Source organism: Dyella solisilvae (genome assembly GCF_003351225.1).
GTDB lineage: Bacteria > Pseudomonadota > Gammaproteobacteria > Xanthomonadales > Rhodanobacteraceae > Dyella > Dyella solisilvae.
Map to the genome: position 1 here is coordinate 49,240 of NZ_QQSY01000002.1, position 25,609 is coordinate 74,848.

General features: G+C 67.2%; 21 protein-coding genes and 1 other RNA gene. 11 read left to right on the forward strand and 11 right to left on the reverse strand.

The window, feature by feature from the left end:
- Position 1: 1 nt before the first annotated feature.
- The 9 genes from mraY to rsmI all read right to left on the reverse strand — a co-directional run bounded on the left by mraY (position 2) and on the right by rsmI (position 9,100).
- Positions 2-1,102, reverse strand: a complete 1,101-nt coding sequence (gene mraY, locus DVT68_RS07550; protein ID WP_114824486.1) for a phospho-N-acetylmuramoyl-pentapeptide-transferase — start codon at positions 1,100-1,102, stop codon at positions 2-4.
- Positions 1,092-2,462 (reverse strand): UDP-N-acetylmuramoyl-tripeptide--D-alanyl-D-alanine ligase, encoded by a 1,371-nt coding sequence (locus tag DVT68_RS07555; RefSeq protein ID WP_114824487.1) that lies wholly within the window; start codon positions 2,460-2,462, stop codon positions 1,092-1,094. Before DVT68_RS07555 ends, mraY begins: the two co-directional genes overlap by 11 nt.
- Positions 2,459-3,931: a UDP-N-acetylmuramoyl-L-alanyl-D-glutamate--2,6-diaminopimelate ligase gene (locus DVT68_RS07560; RefSeq protein WP_114824488.1), complete on the reverse strand. Its 1,473-nt coding sequence runs from the start codon at positions 3,929-3,931 to the stop codon at positions 2,459-2,461. The genes DVT68_RS07555 and DVT68_RS07560 overlap by 4 nt, the downstream gene beginning before the upstream one ends.
- Positions 3,928-5,742, reverse strand: a complete 1,815-nt coding sequence (locus DVT68_RS07565) for a peptidoglycan D,D-transpeptidase FtsI family protein (RefSeq protein ID WP_114824489.1) — start codon at positions 5,740-5,742, stop codon at positions 3,928-3,930. Before DVT68_RS07565 ends, DVT68_RS07560 begins: the two co-directional genes overlap by 4 nt.
- Positions 5,739-6,011: a cell division protein FtsL gene (gene ftsL / locus DVT68_RS07570; protein ID WP_114824490.1), complete on the reverse strand. Its 273-nt coding sequence runs from the start codon at positions 6,009-6,011 to the stop codon at positions 5,739-5,741. Before ftsL ends, DVT68_RS07565 begins: the two co-directional genes overlap by 4 nt.
- Positions 6,008-6,931: a 16S rRNA (cytosine(1402)-N(4))-methyltransferase RsmH gene (gene rsmH, locus DVT68_RS07575; protein WP_114824491.1), complete on the reverse strand. Its 924-nt coding sequence runs from the start codon at positions 6,929-6,931 to the stop codon at positions 6,008-6,010. Before rsmH ends, ftsL begins: the two co-directional genes overlap by 4 nt.
- Before the next feature lie 53 nt (positions 6,932-6,984).
- Positions 6,985-7,431: a division/cell wall cluster transcriptional repressor MraZ gene (mraZ, locus tag DVT68_RS07580; protein ID WP_038621199.1), complete on the reverse strand. Its 447-nt coding sequence runs from the start codon at positions 7,429-7,431 to the stop codon at positions 6,985-6,987.
- 313 nt (positions 7,432-7,744) lie between these two features.
- Positions 7,745-8,111: RNase P RNA component class A (gene rnpB, locus DVT68_RS07585), an RNA gene on the reverse strand.
- A 161-nt stretch (positions 8,112-8,272) separates the two neighbouring features.
- A complete protein-coding gene (rsmI, locus tag DVT68_RS07590) occupies positions 8,273-9,100 on the reverse strand; it encodes a 16S rRNA (cytidine(1402)-2'-O)-methyltransferase (RefSeq protein WP_114824492.1) in 828 nt (275 codons plus the stop codon).
- 95 nt (positions 9,101-9,195) lie between these two features.
- Here rsmI and DVT68_RS07595 point away from each other — a divergent pair, with 95 nt between their 5' ends.
- From DVT68_RS07595 to DVT68_RS07615, 5 genes are all read left to right on the forward strand, one after another.
- Positions 9,196-11,043, forward strand: coding sequence for a penicillin-binding protein activator (locus DVT68_RS07595; protein WP_114824493.1), 1,848 nt, complete (start codon positions 9,196-9,198; stop codon positions 11,041-11,043).
- The gene (locus DVT68_RS07600) at positions 11,043-11,399 is read left to right on the forward strand and encodes a YraN family protein (RefSeq protein WP_114824494.1); all 357 of its coding nucleotides are present in this window, start codon (positions 11,043-11,045) and stop codon (positions 11,397-11,399) included. The genes DVT68_RS07595 and DVT68_RS07600 overlap by 1 nt, the downstream gene beginning before the upstream one ends.
- A 195-nt stretch (positions 11,400-11,594) precedes the next feature.
- Complete coding sequence (locus DVT68_RS07605; protein WP_114824495.1) at positions 11,595-12,065, forward strand: GNAT family N-acetyltransferase; 471 nt, start codon at positions 11,595-11,597, stop codon at positions 12,063-12,065.
- A 167-nt stretch (positions 12,066-12,232) separates the two neighbouring features.
- Positions 12,233-13,723 carry an alpha/beta hydrolase gene (locus DVT68_RS07610; protein ID WP_114824496.1) on the forward strand — a complete coding sequence of 497 codons (1,491 nt, stop codon included), beginning with the start codon at positions 12,233-12,235 and terminating at the stop codon, positions 13,721-13,723.
- Positions 13,724-13,775: 52 nt separating this feature from the next.
- A complete protein-coding gene (locus DVT68_RS07615) occupies positions 13,776-15,146 on the forward strand; it encodes an FAD-binding oxidoreductase (protein WP_114824497.1) in 1,371 nt (456 codons plus the stop codon).
- A gap of 320 nt (positions 15,147-15,466) precedes the next feature.
- Here DVT68_RS07615 and rhtC read toward each other — a convergent pair whose 3' ends face one another.
- Complete coding sequence (rhtC, locus tag DVT68_RS07620) at positions 15,467-16,096, reverse strand: threonine export protein RhtC (protein WP_114824498.1); 630 nt, start codon at positions 16,094-16,096, stop codon at positions 15,467-15,469.
- 223 nt (positions 16,097-16,319) lie between these two features.
- Between rhtC and DVT68_RS07625 the strand changes: the two genes are divergently transcribed.
- The 6 genes from DVT68_RS07625 to metK all read left to right on the forward strand — a co-directional run bounded on the left by DVT68_RS07625 (position 16,320) and on the right by metK (position 24,020).
- Positions 16,320-17,588 (forward strand): nucleoside permease, encoded by a 1,269-nt coding sequence (locus tag DVT68_RS07625; protein ID WP_114824499.1) that lies wholly within the window; start codon positions 16,320-16,322, stop codon positions 17,586-17,588.
- 45 nt (positions 17,589-17,633) lie between these two features.
- Positions 17,634-18,620, forward strand: a complete 987-nt coding sequence (gene dusB, locus DVT68_RS07630) for a tRNA dihydrouridine synthase DusB (RefSeq protein WP_114824500.1) — start codon at positions 17,634-17,636, stop codon at positions 18,618-18,620.
- A gap of 82 nt (positions 18,621-18,702) precedes the next feature.
- Positions 18,703-19,644, forward strand: a complete 942-nt coding sequence (locus DVT68_RS07635) for an alpha/beta hydrolase (protein WP_199536004.1) — start codon at positions 18,703-18,705, stop codon at positions 19,642-19,644.
- 77 nt (positions 19,645-19,721) lie between these two features.
- A complete protein-coding gene (locus tag DVT68_RS07640; RefSeq protein ID WP_114825295.1) occupies positions 19,722-20,543 on the forward strand; it encodes a class I SAM-dependent methyltransferase in 822 nt (273 codons plus the stop codon).
- 189 nt (positions 20,544-20,732) lie between these two features.
- Positions 20,733-22,550, forward strand: coding sequence for an FAD-binding oxidoreductase (locus DVT68_RS07645; RefSeq protein WP_114824502.1), 1,818 nt, complete (start codon positions 20,733-20,735; stop codon positions 22,548-22,550).
- Positions 22,551-22,820: 270 nt separating this feature from the next.
- Positions 22,821-24,020, forward strand: coding sequence for a methionine adenosyltransferase (metK, locus tag DVT68_RS07650; RefSeq protein WP_111980972.1), 1,200 nt, complete (start codon positions 22,821-22,823; stop codon positions 24,018-24,020).
- 266 nt (positions 24,021-24,286) lie between these two features.
- Here the strand turns inward: metK and DVT68_RS07655 are convergent, their stop codons facing one another.
- Complete coding sequence (locus DVT68_RS07655) at positions 24,287-25,399, reverse strand: D-alanyl-D-alanine carboxypeptidase family protein (protein ID WP_114824503.1); 1,113 nt, start codon at positions 25,397-25,399, stop codon at positions 24,287-24,289.
- Positions 25,400-25,609 lie beyond the last annotated feature (210 nt).

Genomic DNA, 25,609 nt, shown 5'->3' on the forward strand with positions numbered 1-25,609 from the left:
GTCAGCGCACCTTCAAGGTAGCGAGGCCGATCAGCACCAGCACCACGCTGATGATCCAGAAGCGCACGATCACGCGCGGCTCGGGCCAGCCTTTCAGTTCGAAGTGGTGGTGAATCGGCGCCATGCGGAACACGCGCTTGCCGGTCATCTTGAAGCTGGCCACCTGGATCATCACCGAGGCGGTTTCCATCACGAACACGCCGCCCATCACCAGCAACACGATTTCCTGGCGCACGATCACCGCGATGGCCGCCAGCGCCGCGCCGATCGCCAACGCGCCGACGTCGCCCATGAAGACCTGGGCCGGATAGGTGTTGAACCACAGGAAGCCCAGGCCGGCGCCCGACAGCGCGCCACAGAAGATCGCCAGCTCGCCCGCGCCGGGAATCGAGGGGATGCCCAGGTACTCGGAGAACAGGCGGTTGCCGGCGAGATAGGCGAACACGCCCAGCGCGCCGGACACCAGCACGGTCGGCATGATGGCCAGGCCGTCCAGGCCGTCAGTGAGGTTCACCGCGTTGGAGAAGCCCACGATCATGAAGTAGGCCACGACGATGAACATCGCGCCCAGCGGCAAGGCGACCTGCTTGAACAGCGGCACGTACAGCGCGGTCTCGGCCACCGGCTGCAAGCCGCTGGCCTGCGGCGCGGTGTAGTACAGGAACAGCGCGGCCGCGAGGCCGAACACGGACTGCCAGAAGTACTTCCAGCGCGAGGCCAAGCCGCGGCTGTCCTTGAGCACCAGCTTTTTGTAGTCGTCGTAGAAGCCGATCACGCCGAAGCTGAGCAGCACCGCCAGCACCAGCCACACGTAGCGGTTGTGCAGGTCGGTCCAGAGGATGGTGGACAGGGTGACCGCCAGCAGGATCATCACGCCGCCCATGGTCGGCGTACCCGCCTTGGACAGGTGCGTCTGCGGGCCATCCTTGCGCACCACCTGGCCCGCCTTCAGCTCGGCGAGCTTCTGGATCAGCGCCGGCCCAAACAGCAGCGACATCGACAGCGCGGTGAGCGCGGCCATGATCGTGCGGAACGTGATGTACTGGAACAGATGCATGGCGGTGAAGTGCCGCGCCATCCAGTCTGCGAGTTCAAGCAGCATCGGATGCGCCCTCCCCTTTTGCCTTGTTGTCGCGAAGCGCAACGACCACCTGATCCATGCCTGAGGAGCGCGAGCCCTTGACCAGACAGGCGACGGCGCTGTGCATGTGTTGTTTGAGTGCGGCGATCAGCGCCGCCTTGTCGGCGAAATGCTCGCCGCGCTCGCCGAACGCCTTCACCGCGGCCGCGCTCAACGGGCCGACCGCAAACAGGCGATCGATGCCGCGCTGGCGCGCGCGCTCGCCGATGCCGGCATGCAGGGCCACGGTGTTGTCGCCGAGCTCGGCCATGTCGCCCAGCACCAGCCAGCGCTCGCCCTCGGCCAGCGCCAGCGTATCGATGGCGGCGCCGACCGAACCCGGATTGGCGTTGTAGCTGTCGTCGATCAGCACCCAGCCGCCCGGCATCTGCTCGAACTGCAGGCGGCCGGCCACGCTGGGCACGTTCTCCAGGCCGTCGACGATGGTGTCGAGCGGCACGTCCAGCGCCAGCGCGATCGAGGCCGCCGCCAGCGCATTGGCGATGTTGTGGCGGCCAGCGAGCGGCAGCTGCACTTCAGCGTCGCCCACCGGCGTGCTCAGCAGGAAGTGCGAGCCGTCCACGCGCTGATCGAGGATGTCCGCGCCCACATCGGCCTTGTGGCTGAGCGCGTAACGCAGCTGGCGACGCGAACCGGCCAGCCCGGTGAAGAAGCTGGCGAACGCGTCGTCCGCATTGATGATCGCCACGCCGTCGACCGGCAGTGCCTGGTACAGCGCGCCCTTGGTCTCGGCCACGCCTTCCACGCTGCCCATGCGCTCAAGATGCGCGGGAGCAATGGTGGTGACGAGGCCGATATCGGGCCGCGCGATGGCGGCGAGGTAGGCAATGTCGCCCGGCTTGCCGGCGCCCATCTCCAGCACCGCGTACTCCGTGTCCTGCGGCATCGCCAGCAGGGTCAGCGGCAGGCCCAGCTCGTTGTTGTAGTTGCCGGCGTTGACGTGGGTGCGACCATGCCGCGACAGGATCGAGGCGGTCAGCGTCTTCACCGTGGTCTTGCCATTGGAGCCGGTGATGCCGATCACGCGCACGTTGCTCTGCGCGCGCACCGCGCTGGCCAGGTCGCCCAGCGCAAGCTCGGTGTCGTCCACCAGCACCTGCGGCAGGTCGAAGTCGACCTTGCGGGTGACCAGCGCAGCGATGGCGCCCTTGGCCTTGGCGTCGGCGAGGAAGTCGTGGCCGTCCACGCGTTCGCCCTTGATCGCCACGAACAGGTCGCCTGACTTCAGCTTGCGCGTGTCGATGGCGACGCCGGTCACGTCCACGTCGTCGCCCAGCAGGCGGCCGCGGGTCCACAGGGCAATGGCGCTCAGGCGCATCATGCTCGGGTCTCCAGCGCTTGGCGGGCTACCGCCAGGTCGTCGAACGGACGCTTCCCTGACGCGCCTTCCTGATAGGTCTCATGCCCCTTGCCGGCGATCAGCACCACGTCGCCCGCCTTGGCAGTGACAAGCGCGCGCTGGATGGCCACTGCACGGTCGCGCTCGATCGTGGCGGCGGCGGGATGCTTCAGCCCGGCGACGATCTGCGCCACGATCAGGTCGCCGTCTTCGCCGCGCGGGTTGTCGTCGGTGACGATGATGGCGTCGGCCAGGCGTTCGGCAATCTCACCCATCTGGGGGCGCTTGCCGGCGTCGCGCTCACCGCCGCAACCGAACACGCACAGCAGCTGGCCCTCGCAGTGGGCGCGCAATGCGGTCAGCGCCTGCTCGAGTGCGTCGGGAGTGTGCGCGTAGTCGACCACCACCAGCGGCAGCCCGGCCACGCCGCCGAGACGGTTCATGCGGCCGTTGATCGGCGCCAGCGACTCGACAGCGGACACGATGCGCTCGAACGACTCGCCCATCGCGCCCAAGCAGCCCACCACCGCCAGCAGGTTGGCGACATTGAAACGTCCCAGCAGGCGGCTGCGGATCGCATGGGCACCCCACGGGGCGTGTACGGTGAAGGCGAGCCCTTCGGCCGAGGTGACGACGTCAGCGGCGCGGATTTCGGCGCTGGCGTCGCCGTCGGCGCTCAGGCGCAGGGCGCGCACGCCCGACGGCAGGCGCGCAGCCAGCTCGCGGCCGAACGCGTCGTCGATATTGATGGCCGCCGCCTTCAGGGTCGGCCAGGCGAACAGCTTGGCCTTGGCCGCGCCGTAGGCTTCCATGCTGCCGTGGTAGTCCAGGTGGTCGCGGGTGAGGTTGGTGAACGCCGCCACCTCGAACGCCACCGCTGCGACGCGGCCCTGCTCGAGCGCGTGCGAGGACACCTCCATCGCCACGTGGCTGGCGCCGCCCTCGAGGAACGAGGCGAGCAGGCCCTGCACGTTGATTGCGTCGGGCGTGGTGCGCTCGCCTTCGCTGATCTGGCCATGCAGGCCCGCGCCGAGGGTACCGATGGTCGCCGCGCGATGGCCGAGGTGCTCGAGCGCCTGCGCCAGCAATTGCACGGTGGAAGTCTTGCCGTTGGTGCCTGTCACGCCGATCACGCGCAGCGACTCGGACGGACGGCCGAAGAAACGCGCAGCGATCTCGCCGACCTTGCCGTGCAGGCCGTCGACCCACAGCACCGGCACGTCGACCTCGGGCAGGTCCGCCGCCGGCGCCTCGGCCAGCACCACACGGGCGCCGCGCGCCGCCGCGCCCTGGGCGAAGCGGATGCCGTGCTCGCGCGTGCCGCGCAGCGCGAAGAACGCGTCGCCCGGGCGCACCTGGCGCGAGTCGAGCGTGAGCCCTGAAACGACGATATCGCCGACACCAGGGGTCTCGGCGATGCCTTTGAGCAGTTGATCGAGGCGGGCGCTCATGGCGTGGCCCCCTCGATCGGCGCGTCATCCACGGCTTCCACCGTGGGCTGTTTAGTACTGGTCAAACCATTCTGTCCTTGCAGCGGCCCGCCGACATACCAGCGGCCGATGTTGTCCGGTGGCACGTCCATCAGGCGCAAGGCGCCGTCCATGACCTTGGCGAAGACGGGGCCGGACACCAGTGCGCCGTAGTAGCTGCCCTTCTTCGGGTTGTCGATCACCACCACGGCCGCCATGCGCGGATCGGAGGCCGGCACGATGCCGGCGAAGGCCGCGCTGTAGTTGTTCTTGGAATAGCCACCGGCCGAGGCCTTGTGCGCGGTGCCGGTCTTGCCTGCCACGCCGTAGTTGGCGATCCATGCGTACGGCGCCGCCGTGCCGCCGGGCTGGGTCACCGACTCCAGCATCTGCACCAGCTCATGGGCGATCTTGGGGTCGACGATCTGCTTGGCTTCGTTGTCCGAGCCCTTCACGAAGGTGGGCAAGTGCATCACGCCGTCGTCGGCGATGGTGGCGTAGCCGTTCGCCAGCTGCAGCGGCGTCACGTTGAGGCCGTAGCCGTAGGCCAGAATGGCCTTCTCCAGCATGCCCCAGCTCTTGCCCGGCTTGAGGTAGCCAGACGCTTCGCCCGGGAAGCCGCTGTTGGTGCTGTTGCCGAAGCCGAACGCGCGATAGGTGTCGTACATCAGGCCGGTGTCCAGCGTCATCGCCACCTTGGCGGCACCGATATTGCTGGACTTGGCGAGGATGCCGGTGGGCGAGAGCATGCCGTAGGCGTGCGTGTCACGGATGTCGTGCGAGATGTAATAGAAGTGGCCGTTGCCCGTATCCACCAGCGGTCCAGTCGGCGTGTACTTGCCACTGGACAGCGCCGCGGCCATCACGAACGGCTTGATGGTGGAGCCCGGCTCCACCACGTCGGTCATCGCGCGGTTGCGGCGACTCGACGGATTGCTGCCGCGCAGGGCGTTCGGGTTGTAGGTGGGCCAGTTCACCATGGCCAGCACTTCGCCATTGCGCACGTCGATGATCACCATCGAGCCGGAGTCCGCGTCGGACTGTTCGATGGTGTTCTTCAGCTCGTTGTAGGCGAGGAACTGGATGCGGCGGTCAATGCTGAGCGTGATGTCGCGGCCCGGCTGCGGCGCGCGCACCAGGTCCAGGTCTTCCACCACGTGGCCCATGCGATCGCGGATCACCCGCTTGGCGCCCTGCTTGCCCGCCAGCCAGTCGTCGAAGGCCAGCTCCAGGCCTTCCTGTCCGTGGTCGTCGATGTTGGTGAAGCCCAGCACGTGGGCGGTCACCGGGCCAGACGGATAGAAGCGGCGGAACTCGCGCTGGCCGTTGACGCCCGGCACGCCGAGGTCGAGCACCACCTGGGCGGCGTCCGGCGACATCTGGCGGCGCAGGTAGACGAACTCGCGCTCGGAGCGCTGCGCCAGGTACTGCTTGAGCGCGTCCGCATCCATGCCGATGGCCTTGGCCAGCGCGGGCAGCTTGTCCTCGTTATCCAGCACTTCGGATGGATTGGCCCAGATCGAAACCACGGGCGTCGACACGGCCAGCGGCTCGCCGTTGCGATCGAAGATGGTGCCGCGGGAGACCGCGATCGGTACTTCACGCAGGATGCGGGCGTCCGCCTGGTTCTGATAGAAACCCTTGCGCACCACCTGCATGTCGAATGCGCGCGCCACCAGGCCCAGTGACGCCAGGCCGAGCACGGCGGCCACCACCATCATGCGGCGGCGAATGCTAGGACCCGCCTGTCGGCGGCGGGTCGGATGGGCGGTCGGACGGGGGCGCGGCTTCATCGGCGCACCAGCTGGATGTCTTGCGGCTTGGGATTGACCATGCCCAGCGCCTGGCGGGCTTCGTCGTCGACGCGACGAGGCTCGGCCCAGGTAGCCTGTTCCAGCTCCAGCTTGCCGTATTCAATGTTGAGGTCGTCGCGCAGGTTCTGCAGGCGAGTCAGCTCAACGAACAGCACGCGGCTCTCATGGCGCGTCCACACCACGGCAATGGCGCTGGACAGCACCGCCGCGAGCAGGACCAGCATGAAGATGCCGCCGAGGAACTTCATGCGAGTTTCTCCGCCACGCGCAGCACCGCCGAGCGGGCGCGCGGATTGACGGCAAGCTCCGCCTCGGACGGAAACTGCGCCTTGCCCACCGCGGCCAGGCGCGCGGGCGCCGCGGCGACCGGCGGGCCACGACGACTGCCCTGCACGCGTCCGGAGTGGTCGCGGATGAACAACTTGACCGCCCGGTCCTCCAGCGAATGAAAGCTGATGATGGACAGGCGGCCGCCGACCTTGAGCAGCGACAGCGCCGACTCCAGCCCCTGCGCCAGTGCGTCCAGCTCACCGTTAACGCGGATGCGCAGCGCCTGGAAGCTGCGCGTCGCGGGATGCTTGCCCGGCTCGCGGCGGCCGACGACGCGTTCGATCAAACCAGCCAGCTGACCCGTGCGAGTGATCGGGTGCTCGGTGCGGTCTTCGACGATGGCGCGGGCGATCTTGCGGCTGAAGCGCTCCTCGCCGTAGATCCACAGGACGTCGGCAATTTCTTTTTCCGAAGCATGGGCGAGGAAATCGGCCGCGCTCTCACCTTGCGTGGTGTCCATGCGCATGTCCAGCGGCGCATCGGCCATGAAGCTGAAGCCGCGGGCGGCTTCATCGAGCTGGGGCGAGGACACGCCGAGGTCGAGCAGGATGCCGTCGAGGCCGCCGGCGGTCTCGTCCCATTCGGCCATGCTGGAGAAGTTGGCGTGACGGATCGAGACGCGCGGGTCGCCGCTGAATTCGGCATGGGCCGTGGCGATGGCCTGCGGGTCGCGATCCATCAGCAGCAGGCGGCCGTCGGGACCGAGGCGCGACAGCACAGCGCGGGCGTGACCGCCGCGTCCGAAGGTGCCATCGAGATATCGCCCGCCTGCCTGCACGGCGAGTCCCTCCACTGCTTCACCCAGCATCACCGGGATGTGCCGCAACTGCTCGGCCATGCCGCACTCCCGCTCCCGTCCCGTTAACTCCGCCACGCCGCCACCGTTGCCGGTTACAGCTGCAGCTCCGCCATCTCGTCTGTGATCTCGTCTTCGCCGATGGTCTGGCGGATCTTTGCCAGGTGGGCCTGTTCGCTCCAAAGCTCGAACTTGTTGCCCATGCCCAGGAGAACCGCTTTCTTCTCGATGCCCGTGGTCGCGCGCTGGCTGGCAGGCAGCAGCAGGCGGGCCGCGCCGTCCGGCTCGACCACCGCCGCGGCGCCCACCAGCTTCATCTGCATGTCGCGATGGGCGGCCTTCACCTTGGGCAGCGCATTCACCTGGTCGCGCACCTTTTCCCACTCGGCGTACGGGAACAGCCACAGGCAGCCCGTTTCGAAGGGGTTGTAGGTGATCACCAGACGATTGGCGCAGGCGTCGGCCACCAACTCGCGGTACGCGGTCGGAATGGCCAGCCGGCCCTTGTCGTCAACAGTGATGGCGGTTTCGCCCTGGAACACGACCGTTAGGCTCCACGAATTCCCACGATTTCACACATGAACCCACGATAGTCTCGCCCCCTGAGACTGTCAAGGGAATTTTGCTTGTGAATCAATGAGAAAGGCGGTGATCTGGCAGTATTTCCAGCCTTTTATGAGGAACTATCTCAAGGTGCTTGAATGGCTGGGATTTTTTCCAATACCCCTGCACCACCCAAGCCCCTCTTCCCGACCCCAGGGCCGGGTCGACATGAATTGCCCGTTCATGCCGGCCATCAGCCAGCCGTCATCGCCTTGTCCACGTTCGACAAGGCGATGACGGCGGCAGTGAAGGAGGTGGAGTCGGCCTGTAAGCCGGGTTCTGTACGCCTTGCGGCGCGACAGTCATTCCTCTCGGCCTGGCGTCGCCGCCAGGCTCCAGCAACCTACCCGGGAACAACGCGGGCCGCGTTATCGTTCCCCTATTCGGTCTTGCTCCAGGTGGGGTTTACCGTGCCATGCGGCGTTAGCCCCGCACGCGGTGCGCTCTTACCGCACCCTTTCACCCTTACCACGCGCACCCGAAGGCGCCGTTCGGCGGTCTGCTCTCTGTTGCACTGGCCGTCAGCTCGCGCTGCCCAGGCGTTACCTGGCACCTTGCCCTATGGAGCCCGGACTTTCCTCGACGCGCTTGCGCGCGACGCGACTGTCCGGCCGACTCCGGCGCGCATTGTAATGGAACGGTGGGCTCAGGGGGCCTGAGAAATGGACAATCGACTCCTGCGGGAACGCACCTTGCGCGCGACCGTGAGGCCGTATCGTCGCTGTCCTGCAGATCTTTCTCGCACGGCGCGCGCTCGTACAGCCGGGCTGGAGACTGGGGCTAGCCCTCGTACAACAGCTTGCGCGGCGCGCCGCTGATGGCGGCAGCCAGCTTAGCCGCCTTCGCCGGCGGCAACTCCTCGCGGAGGATGGCGAACACGCGCCGTCCCTCCGCCTCGCGTGCATCGGCCTCCTCGCCCCGCCCCGCCACCAGGATCACGCACTCACCGCGCTGCTGGTCGGGATCGTTCGCCACGCGCGCGGCCAGCTCGCCGAGCGGCACGCCGATCACTGTCTCGAACAGCTTGGTCAGCTCGCGCGCCAGCACACCCTCGCGCGCCTCGCCGAAGACATCGCGCATGTCGGCCAGGCTGTCGGCCACGCGGTGCGAGGACTCATAGAAGATGAGCGTGCGCGCATCACCCGCAAGTTCCTGCAAGCGCGTGCGCCGCGCCGCCGCCTTGGGCGGCAGGAAACCCTCGAACACGAAGCGGTCGCTGGGCAGGCCCGCCACCGACAGCGCGGCGATGGCCGCGCAGGCGCCAGGCACGGGAACGCAACGAATGCCAGCCGCGCGCGCTGCACGCACCAGGCGGAAACCCGGATCGCTGATCAGCGGCGTCCCGGCGTCCGAAATCAACGCCACGGATTCGCCGCCCTGCAGCCGCCGCACGATCTGCTCGACGACCTCGCGCTCGTTGTGCTCGTGCAGGGCCACCAGCGGCGTGCCGATGTTGTAGTGCATGAGCAGGGGACGGCTGTGCCGCGTGTCTTCCGCAGCGATCACCGCCACCGAGCGCAAGGTTTCGACGGCGCGCGCGGAAAAGTCATCGCGATGACCGATCGGGGTGGCGACCACCCATAGCTGACCCGGCTGAATCTGTGACATCTTGCTGTTTCCTGGACAATGAGGCGGCAACTCAATGGGCTATCATCGCCCATCCGCCGACCACGTCGTCAAAAAAAGCTCGAAGGGATTTGGCCATGCGCTTTACCCGCGCCGCAGGTGTCGCCCTGCTGATTTCTCTGGCACTCACCGCCTGCGTACCCCCGACCGTGGAGCGGTCTCCCGCCGAAATCGCCGCCAGCCAGCAAGCCGACGCGCTGCAGCAGCAAGGCAAGTACGACGATGCGGCGCAGTCGTACCTCGCGCTGGCACAAACGGGCAGCAACCGTGACCACTATCAGCTGCTCGCCGCCGAGGCCTACCGCCAGGAGGGCCAGCTCGAGCGCGCCACGCCGTTCATCGACACCATCCGCCGCCAGCGCCTGAGTGGCGACGAGCCGTCGCGACTGGACCTGTTGCAGGCGGAGCTGGCGCTCAAGCACAACAACGCGCCGCGCGCCCTGCAGCTCACCACGCAACCCAACATCAGCGTGCCGCCCAGCCTGCAGCTACGCCTGCTGGAATTGCGCTCGCAGGCCATGCAGCAGACCGGCGACCTCTGGGGCGCCGCGCGCACGCGCGTCGAAATGGACGGCCAACTGCGCGGCCTCGACCAGGCGCAGAACCGCAAGGAGATCGTCACACTGCTGACCCAGCTCGGCGCCGATCCGCTCAAGCAGCGTGCGGCCGCCATGCAGGCAAGCGACCGCATGTTGCCGTGGGTCAACGAGGCGCTGAGCCAGCTTGGTGTCGCGGTGGCGCGCCCGGCGCCGACGCTTGAGCAGGAAGTCGGCACGATGATGCCGGGCGAAGGCGCCAACGTGCGCGAAGGCTTCAAGATGCCGGCGCATGTCGCGCTGATCCTTCCGGCCAGCGGCAACCTCGCCGCCGCCAGCGCCGCGGTCGCCGAAGGCTTCTTCGCCGCGTATGCCGACTCCGGACGCAACCACACGCCGCGTCCGCCGGTGCGCGTGTACGACACCGGCGGCACGCCCGCCGGCGCCGTCAAGGCCTACCAGCAGGCTGTGACCGATGGTGTGCAGCTGGTCATCGGCCCGCTGACCCGTGGTGAAGTGTCCGCCCTGTTCGGCCTGCCGCAGCTGCCGGTGGCGCTGCTCGCCCTGAATCACCCGGACGACAAGAGCTTGCCCGCGAGCGGCGTCAGCGAGTTCGGACTGCTGCCGGAAACCGAAGGCGCCCAGGCGGCCGACCACATGGCAGAAGGCGGTCTGCTCAATGCCTACGTGATCGTCAGCAACGACGACTTCGCGCAGCGCGCGGCCAAGGCGTTCCGCGCCGAGCTGGAGTCGCGCGGCGGCAAGGTCGCCGGCATGGGCAACCTCGCCGCCAGCGGCGTCAACTACGCCAGCACCATCAGCGGCCTGGGCATGCCGACCGACACGGGCGATGCCGGCGCCAACAACAACACCGGCGTCTTCATCAGCATGCGTCCGCAGCAGGCCCGCCTGCTGCTGCCCCAGCTCAAACTCGCGCGTGTGAACCTGCCGGTGATCGGCACCTCGCACATCTATGCCGGCACGGACGACGCAGGAGCCAACCGCGACCTCGAAGGCGTGGAGTTCTGTGACGCGCCGTGGCTTTTCGACGTGCAGCCAGGCCTGCCGAACCGTAGTGACATCGCCGCGCAGCTGCCGACCGCGCGCGGCACCTCGGCGCGCCTGTTCGCCTTTGGCATGGATGCGTGGAACCTGGCGCCCTACCTCGACTGGCTGCGCGCCCACCCTGGCAGCTACCTGCCGGGCGCCAGCGGCCAGCTCACCGCGGACCAGTTCGGCCGCATCCGCCGCGTGCTGGTGTGGGCCCGGTTCCAGGACGGCCTGGCCCGCCCGCTCAACGGCAGCCTGCAGATGGACAACGCGCCGGCGCTGGCGCCGCCTGTGGATGACAAGCAGCCAGCCACCAGCGATCAGCCCACCGGTCACTGATGCGCGCCGCGGGCGCCGTCTTTGAGCAACGCGCCTGCACGGAGCTGCAGCGCGCGGGCCTGAAGCTGCTCGCGCGCAACTACACGACCCGCTACGGCGAACTCGACCTGGTGATGCTCGACGGCGGCGCCGTCGTATTCGTCGAAGTCCGACATCGCCTGACCGCCACGCGTGGCGATGCGGCCGCCTCGGTCAATCGCAGCAAGCAGGCGAAACTGATCCAGACGGCCGAACTCTGGCTCGCCAGCCAACCCCAGCACGCCCATCGCTCCTGCCGCTTCGACGTGGTGACCTATGATGGTCCCGCCGAGCAGGTCACCATGGCCTGGTGGCGCAACGCATTCGAAGTCGGCTGATCGTGAACCGCGCCGCCGCCCGCGAGCGCATGTCATGACGCGCACCTGTTGATCCAGGCGGAATCGGTGGAACGGCAAGCGCCAGGGATCGGGAGGGACCGGCGCTCAGGCCGAACATGGGCGCCTGAGCCGACGAGAACCCCTGTTGGCAGCCTGGGATCGAGTGCACCAAGCCACGGACATGCAGGAAGGCCGATGACGTCCGTACACATAAGAAAGGCGAACATCGATGACGCGCCGGCGGTCTTCGCGATCCGCCGCGAGGCCATCCTCGCCCAATGCCGCGACCATTACCCGCCGGGCGACCTGGCGATCTGGACGTCAGGCGAGCTGTCCGCGGCGTTCGCCGCACGCGTCGCTGATCAGTTCCTGGTCGCGCTCGTCGACGGCCAGGTGGTTGGCAGCGGAATGATCGACCTGTCGACGGGCAAGATCGACGCGGTATTCGTGCACCCGGCCTGCATGCGGCATGGCGTCGGTCGCGCCGTGATGGAGCATCTGGAAACCCTGGCTCGCGGCGCCGGGCTTCCGGCCATTCACCTGGAGTCCACGCTCAACGCGGCGCCGTTCTATCGGGCACAGGGTTTCGAAGGGGAAAGCCAGTCCCTGTACCAGTCGTCCCTGGGCGTGAGCCTTGCCTGCGTGTGCATGGTCAAGCACCTGTAGGGGCGCCCGGAACCACGGTCCCATTCGTCATACGGCGTCACCTGCCCCCAAGCAGTTTGGGCAGGACACGAGGCTCCGGCTTCTACGGGCGCGGGCCGCTTCTCGACGAATTGCACATGAATCGTCATGCACACTGACCCGCGTCACCGGGCGCCAGGGGAGTCGCCATGCTTCGGGCTCTGCTCAAGTTGGGCAAGTGGACGTTTCTCGTTGTCCTGATTTTCCTGGTCTCCCTGCTGGCCATCCGCGCCTGGGATTCGCAACGCGGGGCGCCGCTGGCGACCTGGCAGACCTACGTGCCGCACGAGCTGACGGCTGCCCAGATCGATGCCACCGACTGGCCCGGCTACCTCGCTGCTGAGCAACGCGTGTTCGACGAAGTGCGCCGCCAGGTGACCGAGAAGCTGAAGCCCTCCGAGCGGGTCCTCACCAACCGCTACTACGAAGGCGCGCCGATGTACCCCGGCCACTTTGTTCACGACTGGAATCGCTCCTACGTGCTCGAACCGGCGGGCAAGCCGGTGGGCGCCGTCGTGCTGATCCACGGCCTCACGGATGCGCCGTACAGCCTGCGCAACATCGCCGAGCTCTATCGTGCACGCGGCTTCGTGGCGATCGGCCTGCGCGTGCCGGGCCACGGCACGGTGCCCGCTGCGCTGACCAAGGCGCAATGGCCCGACTGGATGGCCGCCACTCGCCTTGCCATGCGCGAAGCTCGCCGGCGCGTCGGCCCACAAGCGCCCATCCACATGGTCGGTTACTCCAACGGCGGCGCGCTGGCGGTGAAATACACGATGGACGCCATCGAGCAGCACGATCTGCCGATGCCCACCCGACTTGTGCTGCTGTCACCGATGATCGGGGTGACGCGCTTTGCGCGCTTCGCCGGACTTGCCGGCTTGCCCGCCGTGTTGCCGGCGTTCGCCAAGGCCGCCTGGCTCGATCTGCTGCCGGAATACAACCCGTTCAAGTACAACTCGTTCCCGGTCAACGCGGCTCGACAGACTTATCTGCTGACCGATGTGGTCCGCCGCCAGCTGCAACGCCTGGCCCGTGATCACCGCCTGTCGGCCCTGCCACCCATGCTCACCTTCCAGTCCGTGGTCGACGACACCGTGAGTGCGCCGGCGGTGACGCGCACGCTTTACGCGCAGCTGCCGGACAACGGCAGCGAGATCGTGCTGTTCGACGTAAACCGCAACCGTCGCTTCGACTCGCTGCTCAGCGAAAGCTCGCGGCAGGCCTTGCAGAACCTGCTGCCGCCCGCGCCGCGCCTCTACCGGACCACCGTGGTCACCAACGCGGCCGAGAACGACAGCCACACGGTGGCGCGCATTACCGAGCCGCGACAGGTGCAAGTGATGGTGACGCCGCTTTCCATCCTGTACCCGGACGACATCTTCTCGCTGTCGCACATCGCCCTGCCGTTTCCACCGAACGATCCGCTCTACGGCACCAAGCCCGACCCATCCGAGAACTTCGGCATCCATCTCGGCACCCAGGCGCCGCGCGGCGAGCGCGGGGCGCTGGTTCTCGACCTCGACGCGGTGCTGCGGATTTCGTCCAATCCGTTCTACCCGTATGTGCATGAGCGCATCGATGGCGTGATCCCCAGCTCCACTGCCGGCCAGACCCCATCGCCAACGGCTGCCCGCTGAGTCGCGGGCCAGGCTACGCCCGAGGACGGCCCGCAGTGGGATACTTCGGGCCATGAAGCTACCCGACGCCCTGCTTGCCGCCCTTCGCTCTCATTTTGCCGAGGGCTCCTTGACGACCGACATGGCCGAGCGTCTCGCCTACGCCTACGACAATTCGCGACGCAACGCGCTGCCGGATGCCGTGGCCTTTCCCACCACGCACGAACAGGTCGAAGCCCTGGTAGGTCTCTGCCGCGAGCATCGCGTGCCGGTGATCGCCCGTGGGCGCGGCACCAACACTACCGGCGCCACGGTGCCGGTCGATGGCGGCGTGGTGGTGAGTTTCGAGCGCATGAACCGCATCGTGCGCATCGACCCCGACAACCGTCTGGCCGTGGTGGAACCCGGCGTGCTCAACGGCGACCTGCAGCAGGCGCTCAAGCCGCATGGTTTCTTCTGGCCGCCTGACCCGACCTCATCCCCCTGGTGCAGCGTCGGCGGGAACCTCGCCTGCAATTCAGCCGGCCCACGCACCGTGAAGTACGGCAGCCCGCGCGAGAACACGCTGGGGCTGCGTGCAGTGGCCGGCACAGGCGAGGGCTTCCGTTGCGGCACCTACACCAGCAAGGGCGCCACCGGCTACGACCTGACGCGCCTGCTGATCGGCTCGGAAGGCACGTTGGCGCTGATCACCGAGGCCACGCTCAAGCTCACGCCCAAGCCCTCGGGCCTTCGCACCATGCGCGCCACCTACCGTGACGTGGGCGCCGCCGCCCGCGCCGTCGCGCGCATCATGGCCCAACCGGTGACGCCCTGCGCGTTGGAGTTCATCGACGACGTGGCATTGAAGCTGGCGCGCGACCATGGCGGCGACAGCGTGCCGGTGGCTGGCGCGATGCTGATGATCGAGGTCGATGGCGAGCCTGATACCTTGCCCAGCGCGGTCGAGGCCGTGTCGCGCGCCGCGCGCGGTGAAGGTCTGGAAGAACTGAAGGTCGCCCAGACCGCCGAAGAGACACAGGCGCTGTGGTCGGCACGCAAGGCGTTGTCGCCCGCGCAACGCACGATTTCGCCGAACAAGATCAACGAGGACGTGGTGGTCCCCGTGAGTCGTCTGCCCGAACTGGTGGATGGCATCAAGGCGCTCGCGAAAAAACATGACGTGCTGATCGTGAGCTTCGGCCATGCCGGCAACGGCAACCTGCACGTTAACCTGCTGCCACGCGACGACGCGGAGCGCGAGCGCTCGCACGCCTGCCTGGCCGAGGTGTTTGCCCTGGTCATCGCACTGGAGGGCACGCTGTCCGGTGAGCACGGCATCGGGCTGGTGAAACGGGAGTTCATGCCGCTCGCGCTGCAGCCGACGACGCTGCACCTGATGCGCAACGTGAAGGCCGCCTTCGACCCGGACGGCATTCTCAATCCGGGGAAGTTGTTGCCGTAGCCGCCTTCCTTTTAGCAGCGCACAGTTCGAGGGCGTCGCCAGTTTGGCCCCTCACCACCCTGAAGGTGGCAATGCCCTGCCCTCTCCCCAGAGGGGGAGGGAAAAAAGGCGGCACATCGTGACGCATTTTTTTGGGGCGAGCCGCAGTCCCTACCTCCCTCTCCCCTGTGGGGAGAGGGTTGGGGCATTGCCACCTTTACGGTGGTGAGGGGAGAGTGCTTGCGAAGGAAGCGATTCGAAGCGCGCTCTGAAACGGTATTACGGCAAGACCACCCCCTCACCCTGCCCTCTCCCCAACGGGGAGAGGGAAAAAGCGGGTGCTACCCCGCGCGCCTGGCGAAGATCAGATGCAGCCCGAAGGCCACGAACACCGCGCCCGCCAAACCATCGATCCAGCGTGAGAGCCTGAGGTAACCGCGGCGCATCGCCGGCAGCGCGAACACGCCGGCCACGAAGGTGAACCACAGCAGGGTTTCCACCACCACCATGCTCCACAGGCCCCAGCGCGCGGCCCGGCTCACGCGGTCGCCGACGAAGGCGGAGAACACGCTGCCGAAGTAGATCACCACCTTCGGATTGGACAGGTTGGTCAGCAGACCGGCGCGCAGGGTCGCCAGGTCGCTCTGCTGGAGCACCGCCCGCGGTTCGGCGACGCCGGCGGCAGGGGCGCGCCACGCGCCGCGCAACATCTTCAGGCCCATCCAGGCCAGGTAAAGGCCGCCGGCCACGCTGATCAGGCGCTCAAGCCAGGCCAGCCGCTGCAGCACCAGCTGCAGGCCCGCCAGCGCCAGGGCCGACCACACCAGCACACCGAGGGTGATGCCAAGCACGCCGAACATGGCCTGCCGGCGCGTGCGGCTCACGGCCGTCTGCGACACGAAAAAGAAATCGGGACCGGGGCTCAACAGCGCCACCAGATGCACCACGGCGATGGTCAGGAACAGGCTCACATCTCTCTCCACAATGACGGAACCGCAACTTTTCGCGGCGGCGCAGCTTGTCGCCGCCACGGCGGTTCCTCTAGGCTGCCGCTATTTTGGCATGGCCCTGGCGCGCCCAAGGCCTTCTGCAGGGGATCCCCGGATCGCCAGCGGGCCTGGCGCATGCCGGGCCTGGCGGCGGTCGCGCGTTCTCGGCTCGACATCCACCGCCCCGAACCAGACAAGCACGCTGATGAGCCTTCGACTTCGCCTGATTGCGATGAACTTCCTGCAATTTTTCGTGTGGGGGTCGTGGCTGCTCACCATCGGCGCGTACTGGTTCCAGACCAAACAATGGTCGGGCGCCCAGTTCGGGGCGATCTTCTCGACCATGGGCATCGCCTCGCTGTTCATGCCGTCCATCGCCGGCGTGATCGCGGACAAGTACGTCAACGCGGAGAAGCTCTACGGCATCTTCCACCTGTGCGGCGCGGCGGTCCTGTTCTGCGTGCCGATGATCCAGTCGCCCGGCCTGATGTTCTGGGTGATGCTGGTCAACATGATGTTCTACATGCCGACGATCTCGCTCTCGATCGCGGTGGCGTACAACGCGCTCAAGAGCGACGGCAAGGACATCGTCAACGACTATCCGCCGATCCGCGTGTGGGGCACGGTGGGCTTCATCGCCGCGCTGTGGACAGTGAGCCTGCTGCGCCTGGAAACCTCGTCGGGCCAGTTCTACGTCGCCTCCGGCGCCGCGCTGCTGCTGGGCCTCTACGCCTTCACGCTGCCGCCCTGCCCGCCGCGCTTCGAGCGCAAGGCCAACCAGTCGTGGCTGGACACCTTCGGCCTCACCTCGTTCAAGCTGTTTCGCGACACCCGCATGGCGGTGTTCTTCATCTTCGCCATGCTGCTGGGCGCGGCGCTGCAGCTGACCAACGCCTACGGCGACACCTTCCTGCACGACTTCGCCAAGATGGATGAGTTCAAGGATCTGGTGGCGGTGCGCTACCCGGCCATCATCATGTCCATCTCGCAGATCTCCGAAACGCTGTTCATCCTGGCCATCCCGTTCTTCCTGCGCCGCTTCGGCATCAAGACCGTGATGCTGATCAGCATGCTGGCCTGGACGCTGCGCTTCGGCCTGTTCGCGTTTGGCAACCCGGGGCCGGGGCTGTGGATGATCGTGCTGTCGTGCATCGTGTACGGCATGGCGTTCGACTTCTTCAACATCTCCGGCTCGCTGTTCGTGGAAGGCCAGAGCGATCCCTCGATCCGCGCCAGCGCGCAGGGCCTGTTCATGCTGATGACCAATGGCGTCGGCGCGGTGCTGGGCAGCTCGATCAGCGGTCTGGTGATCGAGGCGTTCTTCACGCACCCGGACCAGAGCAAGGACTGGCCTGGCATCTGGATCACCTTCGCCACGTATTCACTGGTGGTCGCGGTGCTATTCATGCTGCTGTTCAAGCACCGGCACGACCAGGGCGAGGCGCAAGTACTGGCGGCCAACGCCGGTCACTGAACCGGCGTTCCTACAAGGGTCCGGATAGCCCGGTACAATGGGCGGATGCAGATCGGCCCCTACCGCATCGACCCGCCGCTGGTGCTCGCGCCCATGGCCGGGGTCACCGACAAGCCTTTCCGCCTGCTGTGCAAACGGCTGGGCGCAGGCTTGGCCGTGTCGGAGATGACCAACGCCGATCCGCGCTTGTGGCAGACGCGCAAGTCGCGGCAACGCATGGATCACGCCGGCGAGCCCGAACCGGTGAGCGTGCAGATCGCCGGCTACGATCCGGTCATGCTGGCCGAGGCGGCGCGCTACAACGCCGACAATGGCGCGCAGATCATCGACATCAACATGGGCTGCCCGGCCAAGAAGGTATGCAACGTGTGGTCCGGCTCCGCGCTGCTGCAGGACGAGCCGCTGGTGGCGCGCATCGTCAAGGCGGTGGTGGATGCGGTGGACGTGCCGGTGACGCTGAAGATCCGCACCGGCTGGGATCGCCAGAACAGGAACGCGCTCACCATCGCGAAGATCGCCGAGGATGCCGGGATCGCCGCGCTGGCCGTGCACGGCCGCACGCGCGCCGACAAGTACGAGGGTGAGGCCGAGTACGAAACAATCGCCGCGGTGAAGTCGGCCATTCGCATTCCCGTGCTCGCCAATGGCGACGTGCTCACGCCGCCACAGGCGAAGCACGTGCTCGACGTCACTGGCGCCGACGCGGTGATGGTGGGTCGCGGCGCACAGGGCCGGCCATGGATCTTCCGCGAGATCGCGCATTACCTCGCCACTGGCGAAACGCTTCCGGAGCCAACTCCGGCGGAGGTCTGCGACATCCTCGTGCACCACCTGGAACAGCTCTATGCCTTCTACGGCGAGCTGCAGGGTGTGCGCATCGCGCGCAAGCACCTGGGCTGGTATGCCAAGGATCGCGCCGAGAACGCGGCCTTCCGCCATGTGGTGAATCGCGCGGAAAGCGCCGTCGAGCAATTGCTGCTGACGCGCGAGTACTTCGCCGCCCTGGCCGACGACGCGCGCCTGGCCGCCTGACCACGCGGCCGCGACCACGGTCGCAAACCCTTGCGCGCCAGCCTGGGGCATCATCGGTATCCCGTCGATGGTCACCCAGCCCATGGCCCTGCCACGCCGCCTGCCATTTTCGCGTTCCGTGTACGGCTTGCTCAGCCGCGTACTGCTGGTCGCGACCCTGCTGCCGCTCGGAGGCTGCGAGGCCACGCTGTTCGCCGGCCTCAACGCCACCGACCAGCACCACGACATCAGCGAACGGCACGCCATCCCGTTCGACCCCGCGCACGGACTGGCGCTCGACGTCTATGCGCCCGCCCATGCCAGCCACGCGCCGGTGGTGGTGTTCTTCTACGGCGGTGACTGGGCCCGCGGCCAGCGTGCGTGGTACCGCTTCGTAGGCACGGCGCTGGCGGCCCAGGGCGTGGTGACCGTGATTCCCGACTATCGCAAGGTGCCGCAGGTGACCATGGACGGCTTCATGCAGGACGCCGCTGAGGCCGTGGCCTGGACGCACGCGCATGCCGGCGAATTCGGCGGCAGCGCGGACGATGTCTTCGTGATGGGGCATTCCGCAGGCGGCCAGATCGCCGCGCTGCTCGCCACCGACGCGCGCTGGCTTGGCGCCTACGGCATGCGCCCGGCGCAACTGGCCGGTTTCATCGGCCTCGCCGGCTGCTACGACTTCGTGCCGGTGCCGCCCGATGACAAGGACATGATCGCCGCCTTCGGCCGCAGCGCCGACCAGCAGCGCCTGGGGCAGCCGGTGTCGTTCGTGCACGGCGAGGAACCGCCGATGCTGCTGTTGCAGGGCACGGAGGACCATGAGGTTGAGCCCTCCAACGCGATCTCGCTGGCCCACGCCATGCAGCTGCGGCACGAAGACGTGACCCTGCGGCTCTATCCCGGGGTCGGCCACGGTGCGGTGCTGTTTGCCCTGTCGCGACCAATGCAGGGCGATGCGCCCACCCTGCAGGACGTGCTCGACTTCGTGCTGCTGCATCCAACCCCCCGCAGCCTGGCCCTGGGTGACATCGGCGAACGCTGATCGCGACTACCCGTCCACGCTCGCGGGGGTAAGCTCGTTCCCCCGGATGCGGACCGCGGAGCGCCATCGTGAACAGCATCGTGACCGGCGAATTCCCGTATATCCACGGCTTCTCTTCCGAGGAGCAGTCGCGACTGATGCGCCAGGCGCGCATGTTCGAGACCGTCCTGTTCAGCCGCATCGACTACAGCGAATCCACGCGGCTGCTGGAAGTGGGCTGTGGCGTCGGCGCACAGACGGAAATCCTGCTGCGCCGTTTTCCGAACCTGGACGTGACCGGCGTGGACCGCTCGGAGGCGCAGCTGGCCGCCGCCGAACAAAACCTCGCCCAGACCGCCTGGTGCAGTTCGCGCTACACGCTGCAACAGGCGGACGCCACCGACCTGCCCTTCCCCGACCGCAGTTTTGACGCGGCCTACCTGTGCTGGGTGCTGGAACACATGCCCAGCCCCGCACGGGTGCTGAGCGAACTGCGCCGCGTGATGAGTCCCGGCGCCGTCGTCTACGTAACCGAGGTGCTCAACTCCTCGTTCTTCCTCGATCCGTATTCGCCCAACCTGCTGCGCTACTGGATGGCCTTCAACGACCACCAGTACGACAGCGGCGGCGACCCGTTCATCGGCGCCAAGCTCGGCAACCTGCTGCTGGCCGGCGGCTACCGCGATGTGCAGACCGAGGTGAAGAGCTTCCATCTCGACAACCGCCAGCCTGGCAAGCGCAAGCAGATGATCGAGTTCTGGGAGGAACTGCTGCTGTCGGCGGCCGACCAACTGGTGGCCACCGGCAAGGTGGACACCGCGACGGTCGAGGGCATGCGCCAGGAACTGCAGGCCGTGCGCAACGATCCGAACGCGGTGTTCTTCTTTGCCTTTGTGCAGGCGCGGGCGCTGGTCTACTGAGCGGCGGGCATCGCCACGGACTTGCTTTCGGCCTGGACTAGGCGGGCCACGCGGCCCGGCGAGAGCCGAGCCCCGTCCATCCCCCCAGGCCCTCCACTCGTCCCCGAGGAGCTTCGGCTCATCACCGCACGCTTGTACTGTCCTGAAGGGAGCGCACAGTGACCGCTCCCCACCGATCAGGAGCCTGCCATGCGCCGCCGCGATCTGCTCAAGGCCGCCATCACGCTGCCGCTGTTGCCCTGGCTGACCACGCCGGCCTTTGCATCCGGCGGCAAGCCGCAGGCGCTGGCCGGTCTGCGCGCACGTGTCCGTCCCGGGCAACCGGGCTGGCCCTCAGACGCGCAGTGGGCCCAGCTGAATCAATCCGTGCATGGCCGCCTGCAACGGCTGCGCTCACCGTTCGAGGGCTGCGCCGGCAACGACGACGCCTGCCGCGAGGCGCTGGCGCAGATAAAGAATCCCTTTTTCCTTGGCGACGAACCCGCCCTCACCCAAACCAGCGGCTGGGTCGACGCCTGGACCTCGCGCCCCAGCGTCTACGCCGTGGCAGCGCAGGACGCCTCGGACGTGGCCGCCGCCGTGAACTTCGCCCGGACACATCACCTGCGCCTGGTGGTGAAGGGTGGCGGGCACAGCTATCAGGGTACGTCCGACGCGCCCGATTCCCTGCTCATATGGACCCGCCACATGAATGCGGTCACCCCGCACGATGCCTTCGTACCGCAGGGTTGTGAGGGACGACAGGCGCCGCTGCCGGCCGTCTCCGTGCAGTCCGGCGCGATGTGGATCGATGCCTACGATGCGGTGACCACCCATGCGGGTCGCTACGTGCAGGGTGGCGGCTGCACCACCGTCGGCGTGGCTGGACTGGTGCAGAGCGGCGGTTTCGGCAGCTTCTCCAAGAACTTCGGCACCGCCAGCAGCAACCTGCTCGAAGCCGAAGTGGTGACCGCCGACGGCCGGGTGCGCGTGGTCAATGCCTGTCAGGATCCCGAGTTGTTCTGGGCCATCAAGGGCGGTGGCGGCGGCAGCCTGGGCGTGGTGACGCGACTGACCTTGCGCACCCACGACCTCCCCGACACGTTCGGCGCGGTGTTCGGTGCGATCCAGGCCGAGTCGGACGACGCATATCGTGCGTTGATCGCGCGGGCCATCGGTTTCTATCGCGAGGCTCTGTTCAACCCGCACTGGGGCGAGCAGCTGGTGTTCCGCGGCGACAACGTGCTGCGCCTGTCGATGGTGTTCCAGGGTCTGGACCAGGCGACCGCCGAGAAGATCTGGGCGCCGTTCCTGGCCTGGGTCCGCGCGCGAAAGGACTGCCACTTCAAGGAGGAGCCGCGCGTGATCACGCTGCCCGCCCGCCATTTCTGGGACGCGGAGTTCTTCCGCCAGCATGCGCCGCAGCTAGTCGTGTCCGACAGTCGCCCGGGCGCGCCGCGCAATCACATCCTCTGGGCCGGGGACCAGGGCCAGGTCGGACAATTCCTGCACGGCTATCGCTCGGCGTGGTTGCCTCAATCACTCCTGGGCGAGACCCGCCAGGCTGCGCTGGCGGACGCCCTGTTTAACGCCACCCGCCACTGGGGCGTGTCGCTGCACTTCAACAAGGGCCTGGCCGGCGCGCCCGACGAGGCGCTGTCGCGCTCGCGCGACACCGCGACGAATCCGGGCGTGCTTGACGCCTTTGCCCTGGCCATCATCGCGAGCGAGGGAGACCCCGCCTTCCCGGGCATGCCCGGCCCCGGTCCGGACCTGGCGAACGCCCGCGCCGAAGCCGCCCGAATCGACCAGTCGATGGATGCCCTGCTCAAGGCAGCCCCCAGCGCGGGTTCCTACGTCTCGGAAAGCAATTTCTTCGAGCGCGACTGGCAAACCGCCTTCTGGGGCTCCAACTACCCCCGACTCGCCGCGGCCAAGCACCGTTACGACCCCGAGGGGCTGTTTTTCGTGCGCCATGGCGTCGGCAGCGAAGGCTGGAGCGAGGACGGCTTCACCCGCACGTCCTGAGCGCATCCGCGTGCGGCGGCGGATCGGCGACCCTGCGCCACGGGCCGCTGCGACCAGCGTGCGCTATGCTCCGCCCGCGCCAGCCGTCCAAACAGTGGTTGGCGCATCCGCAAACCGCCCCCAGATAGGGCCGCAAAGCCTTCCAAATGGCTGAATCGGCATGAAATCGTCATGTCCGCCCACCATGCTGAGGCTGCAAAGCGGGGGTGGGCCGTGTATCATGCGCCACCCCCTTTATCTCTTTATCCGTAAGGAAGGATATAACCCGCGATGAGCAACTTCCTCTTCACCTCCGAGTCGGTCTCCGAAGGCCATCCGGACAAAGTCGCCGACCAAATCTCCGATGCCGTCCTCGATGCGATCATCGCGCAGGATCCGCGTGCGCGCGTGGCCTGCGAAACGATGGTGAAGACGGGCGTGGCGATCGTCGCCGGCGAAATCACCACCAGCGCCTGGATCGACCTGGAAGCGCTGACCCGCAAGGTCATCACCGACATCGGCTATGACTCCTCGGACGTCGGCTTCGACGGCGAGACCTGCGGCGTGCTGAACCTGATCGGCAAGCAGTCGCCGGACATCAACCAGGGCGTGGACCGCAAGAAGCCGGAAGAACAGGGCGCTGGCGACCAGGGCCTGATGTTCGGCTACGCGACCAACGAGACCAAGGACTACATGCCGGCCGCGATCTACTACTCGCACCGTCTGGTCGAGCAGCAGGCCAAGGTCCGCAAGAAGAAGAACTCGCCGCTGCCGTGGCTGCGCCCGGACGCCAAGAGCCAGGTCACCCTGCGCTATGAAGACGGCGTGGCCACCGCCATCGACGCCGTGGTGCTGTCGACCCAGCACGACCCGAACGTGAAGCAGAAGGACCTGATCGAGGCCGTGCGCGAGCACATCCTCAAGCCGGTGCTGCCGGCCAAGCTGCTGCACAAGGGCACCAAGTTCCACATCAACCCGACCGGCAAGTTCGTGATCGGCGGCCCGGTGGGCGACTGCGGCCTGACCGGCCGCAAGATCATCGTCGACACCTACGGCGGCTGGGCCCGTCACGGTGGTGGCGCGTTCTCGGGCAAGGATCCGTCGAAGGTGGACCGTTCGGCCGCCTACGCCGCCCGCTACGTGGCCAAGAACATCGTGGCCGCCGGCATCGCCGACCGCTGCGAAGTGCAGGTGAGCTACGCCATCGGCGTGGCCGAGCCGACCTCCATCTCGGTCACCACCTTCGGCACCGGCAAGATCGCCGACGAGAAGATCGAGAAGCTGATCCGCAAGCACTTCGACCTGCGCCCGTACGGCATCATCAAGATGCTCGACCTGGTGCACCCGATGTACCAGCAGACCGCCAGCTACGGTCACTTCGGCCGCACCCCGTACGAAGTGAAGGGTCCGGACGGCAAGACCTACACCGCGTTCTCGTGGGAAAAGACCGACAAGGCCGAGGCGCTGCGCGCCGATGCCAAGCTGAAGTAAGCGACACGCTTGCCTCACACGAAAACGGGCCGCGCAAGCGGCCCGTTTTCTTTTGCAGGCTTTGTGGCAGAAGCACACCCGGAGTTCGAAAAGCCTATCGTCCCGGGAACCCTGCGCCGCTGTGAAGCCACCCCGCTGCGGTTACCCACAACGCGCGCATCAACGGGGCACGCATCATCGCGTGTAACGCATCGATCCGCCCGTGCCCTCAGTGCGTCCCGCCACGGCAGGACACCAGCTCGGGCCGTACCGCCGCGAGCCTGGGCTCAGGGCTCCTTGGGGATGCTGCGCGAACTGGCGGACGCCAATGGCTTCTTGGCGGCGCTGCGCTTGGCGGAGGTCGGGCACTTGGCGCCCTTGCGCGGGGTGCAGGTGGTGGCGGCAACCGTGCCCACCTTGCCGTGGCGATGATGACGACGCGCCGTTTCCGGCACTGTCTCCGCTTCGGCCGTACCGATCGGCGACAGCGCTTCCAGCACCCGCTTCGTACGGCTGGCGCCCGCAGGCGTACCGGCCGCCTGCGCGACCAATGCCGCCGGCGTCTCGTGGTCCTCGAAGCCGTCGTCGAGCAGTCGCGCCATCAGACGGTCACGCGTGGCAGCGGTATGCCCGCCCATCACCACACCGAAGATACGTTGGCCGTCGCGCACCGCCGTCGAGGCCAGATTGAAGCCCGAGGCGTTGGTGAATCCGGTCTTCAGGCCATCCATGCCCGGATACTTGTCCATCAGGTTGTTGTGCCCGCGCACCAGGCGGCCACGGAACATGAATTCCTTGGTCGCAAAATAATGCGAGTACTGCGGGTAATCGTGGTACAGCGCCATGGCCAGCTTGGCCATGTCGCGCGCGGTGGTGGTGTCGTTCGGATCGGGCAGGCCCGACGCGTTCGCGAAATGGGTGTTGCTCATGCCAAGGCGGAGCGCCTGCGCATTCATCGACTCGACGAAATCGCCCTCGGTACCACCCAGGCCCTCGGCCATCACCGTGGCCGCGTCGTTGGCCGACTTGGTGATCATGCCCAGGATGCAATCTTCGACGCTGATGGTCTGGCCGTTGCGCAGATCAAGCTTGGTCGGCGCCTTGGAGGCGGCCCAGGCCGACACCGGCAACTCCTGGTCGAGCTTGAGCTTGCCCCCTTCCAGCGCCTGGAAGGTGAGGTACAGCGTCATCATCTTGGCCAGCGAGGCCGGGTGGTTCTGCTCGTCGGGATTGACCGCGGTGATCACCTGGCCGTCGGCCTCGTTGATCACGATGGCGCCGTAACCGGTGGCGGCATGGGCTACGCCCATCAGGCTGCCGGCGCCGCACAGCGCCAGCACGGCCATCAGGCTGCGTAGCCAGGGCAACGCCCGGCCCGCTGTTTTTGACTTGATAGCCACCGTGTTTCCTCGCTCCCGGCTGCCGCCTGACACGCGCTGCGCGACCTCGACACGCAAGCACCCGTCACCGGCAGAGACAATACTTGAATTACCCAACCTAAGTCCATGTTTCTATGGACGATAAAAACAGCAACGGCGCCCAGGGCGCCGTTTGTCGTCGATTTGACCGTGAAGGTTGTGTCTACGATGCCTTGGAGTTTGCCCGCAAAA

Bases quoted from the DNA above. Each gene is read 5' to 3' on its own strand.
- mraY (WP_114824486.1), bottom strand. From the start codon at position 1,102: ATGCTGCTTGAACTCGCAGACTGGATGGCGCGGCACTTCACCGCCATG.
- DVT68_RS07555 (WP_114824487.1), bottom strand. From the start codon at position 2,462: ATGATGCGCCTGAGCGCCATTGCCCTGTGGACCCGCGGCCGCCTGCTG.
- DVT68_RS07560 (WP_114824488.1), bottom strand. From the start codon at position 3,931: ATGAGCGCCCGCCTCGATCAACTGCTCAAAGGCATCGCCGAGACCCCT.
- DVT68_RS07565 (WP_114824489.1), bottom strand. From the start codon at position 5,742: ATGAAGCCGCGCCCCCGTCCGACCGCCCATCCGACCCGCCGCCGACAG.
- ftsL (WP_114824490.1), bottom strand. From the start codon at position 6,011: ATGAAGTTCCTCGGCGGCATCTTCATGCTGGTCCTGCTCGCGGCGGTG.
- rsmH (WP_114824491.1), bottom strand. From the start codon at position 6,931: ATGGCCGAGCAGTTGCGGCACATCCCGGTGATGCTGGGTGAAGCAGTG.
- rsmI (WP_114824492.1), bottom strand. From the start codon at position 9,100: ATGTCACAGATTCAGCCGGGTCAGCTATGGGTGGTCGCCACCCCGATC.
- DVT68_RS07595 (WP_114824493.1), top strand. From the start codon at position 9,196: ATGCGCTTTACCCGCGCCGCAGGTGTCGCCCTGCTGATTTCTCTGGCA.
- DVT68_RS07600 (WP_114824494.1), top strand. From the start codon at position 11,043: ATGCGCGCCGCGGGCGCCGTCTTTGAGCAACGCGCCTGCACGGAGCTG.
- DVT68_RS07605 (WP_114824495.1), top strand. From the start codon at position 11,595: ATGACGTCCGTACACATAAGAAAGGCGAACATCGATGACGCGCCGGCG.
- DVT68_RS07610 (WP_114824496.1), top strand. From the start codon at position 12,233: ATGCTTCGGGCTCTGCTCAAGTTGGGCAAGTGGACGTTTCTCGTTGTC.
- DVT68_RS07615 (WP_114824497.1), top strand. From the start codon at position 13,776: ATGAAGCTACCCGACGCCCTGCTTGCCGCCCTTCGCTCTCATTTTGCC.
- DVT68_RS07625 (WP_114824499.1), top strand. From the start codon at position 16,320: ATGAGCCTTCGACTTCGCCTGATTGCGATGAACTTCCTGCAATTTTTC.
- dusB (WP_114824500.1), top strand. From the start codon at position 17,634: ATGCAGATCGGCCCCTACCGCATCGACCCGCCGCTGGTGCTCGCGCCC.
- DVT68_RS07635 (WP_199536004.1), top strand. From the start codon at position 18,703: ATGGCCCTGCCACGCCGCCTGCCATTTTCGCGTTCCGTGTACGGCTTG.
- DVT68_RS07645 (WP_114824502.1), top strand. From the start codon at position 20,733: ATGCGCCGCCGCGATCTGCTCAAGGCCGCCATCACGCTGCCGCTGTTG.
- metK (WP_111980972.1), top strand. From the start codon at position 22,821: ATGAGCAACTTCCTCTTCACCTCCGAGTCGGTCTCCGAAGGCCATCCG.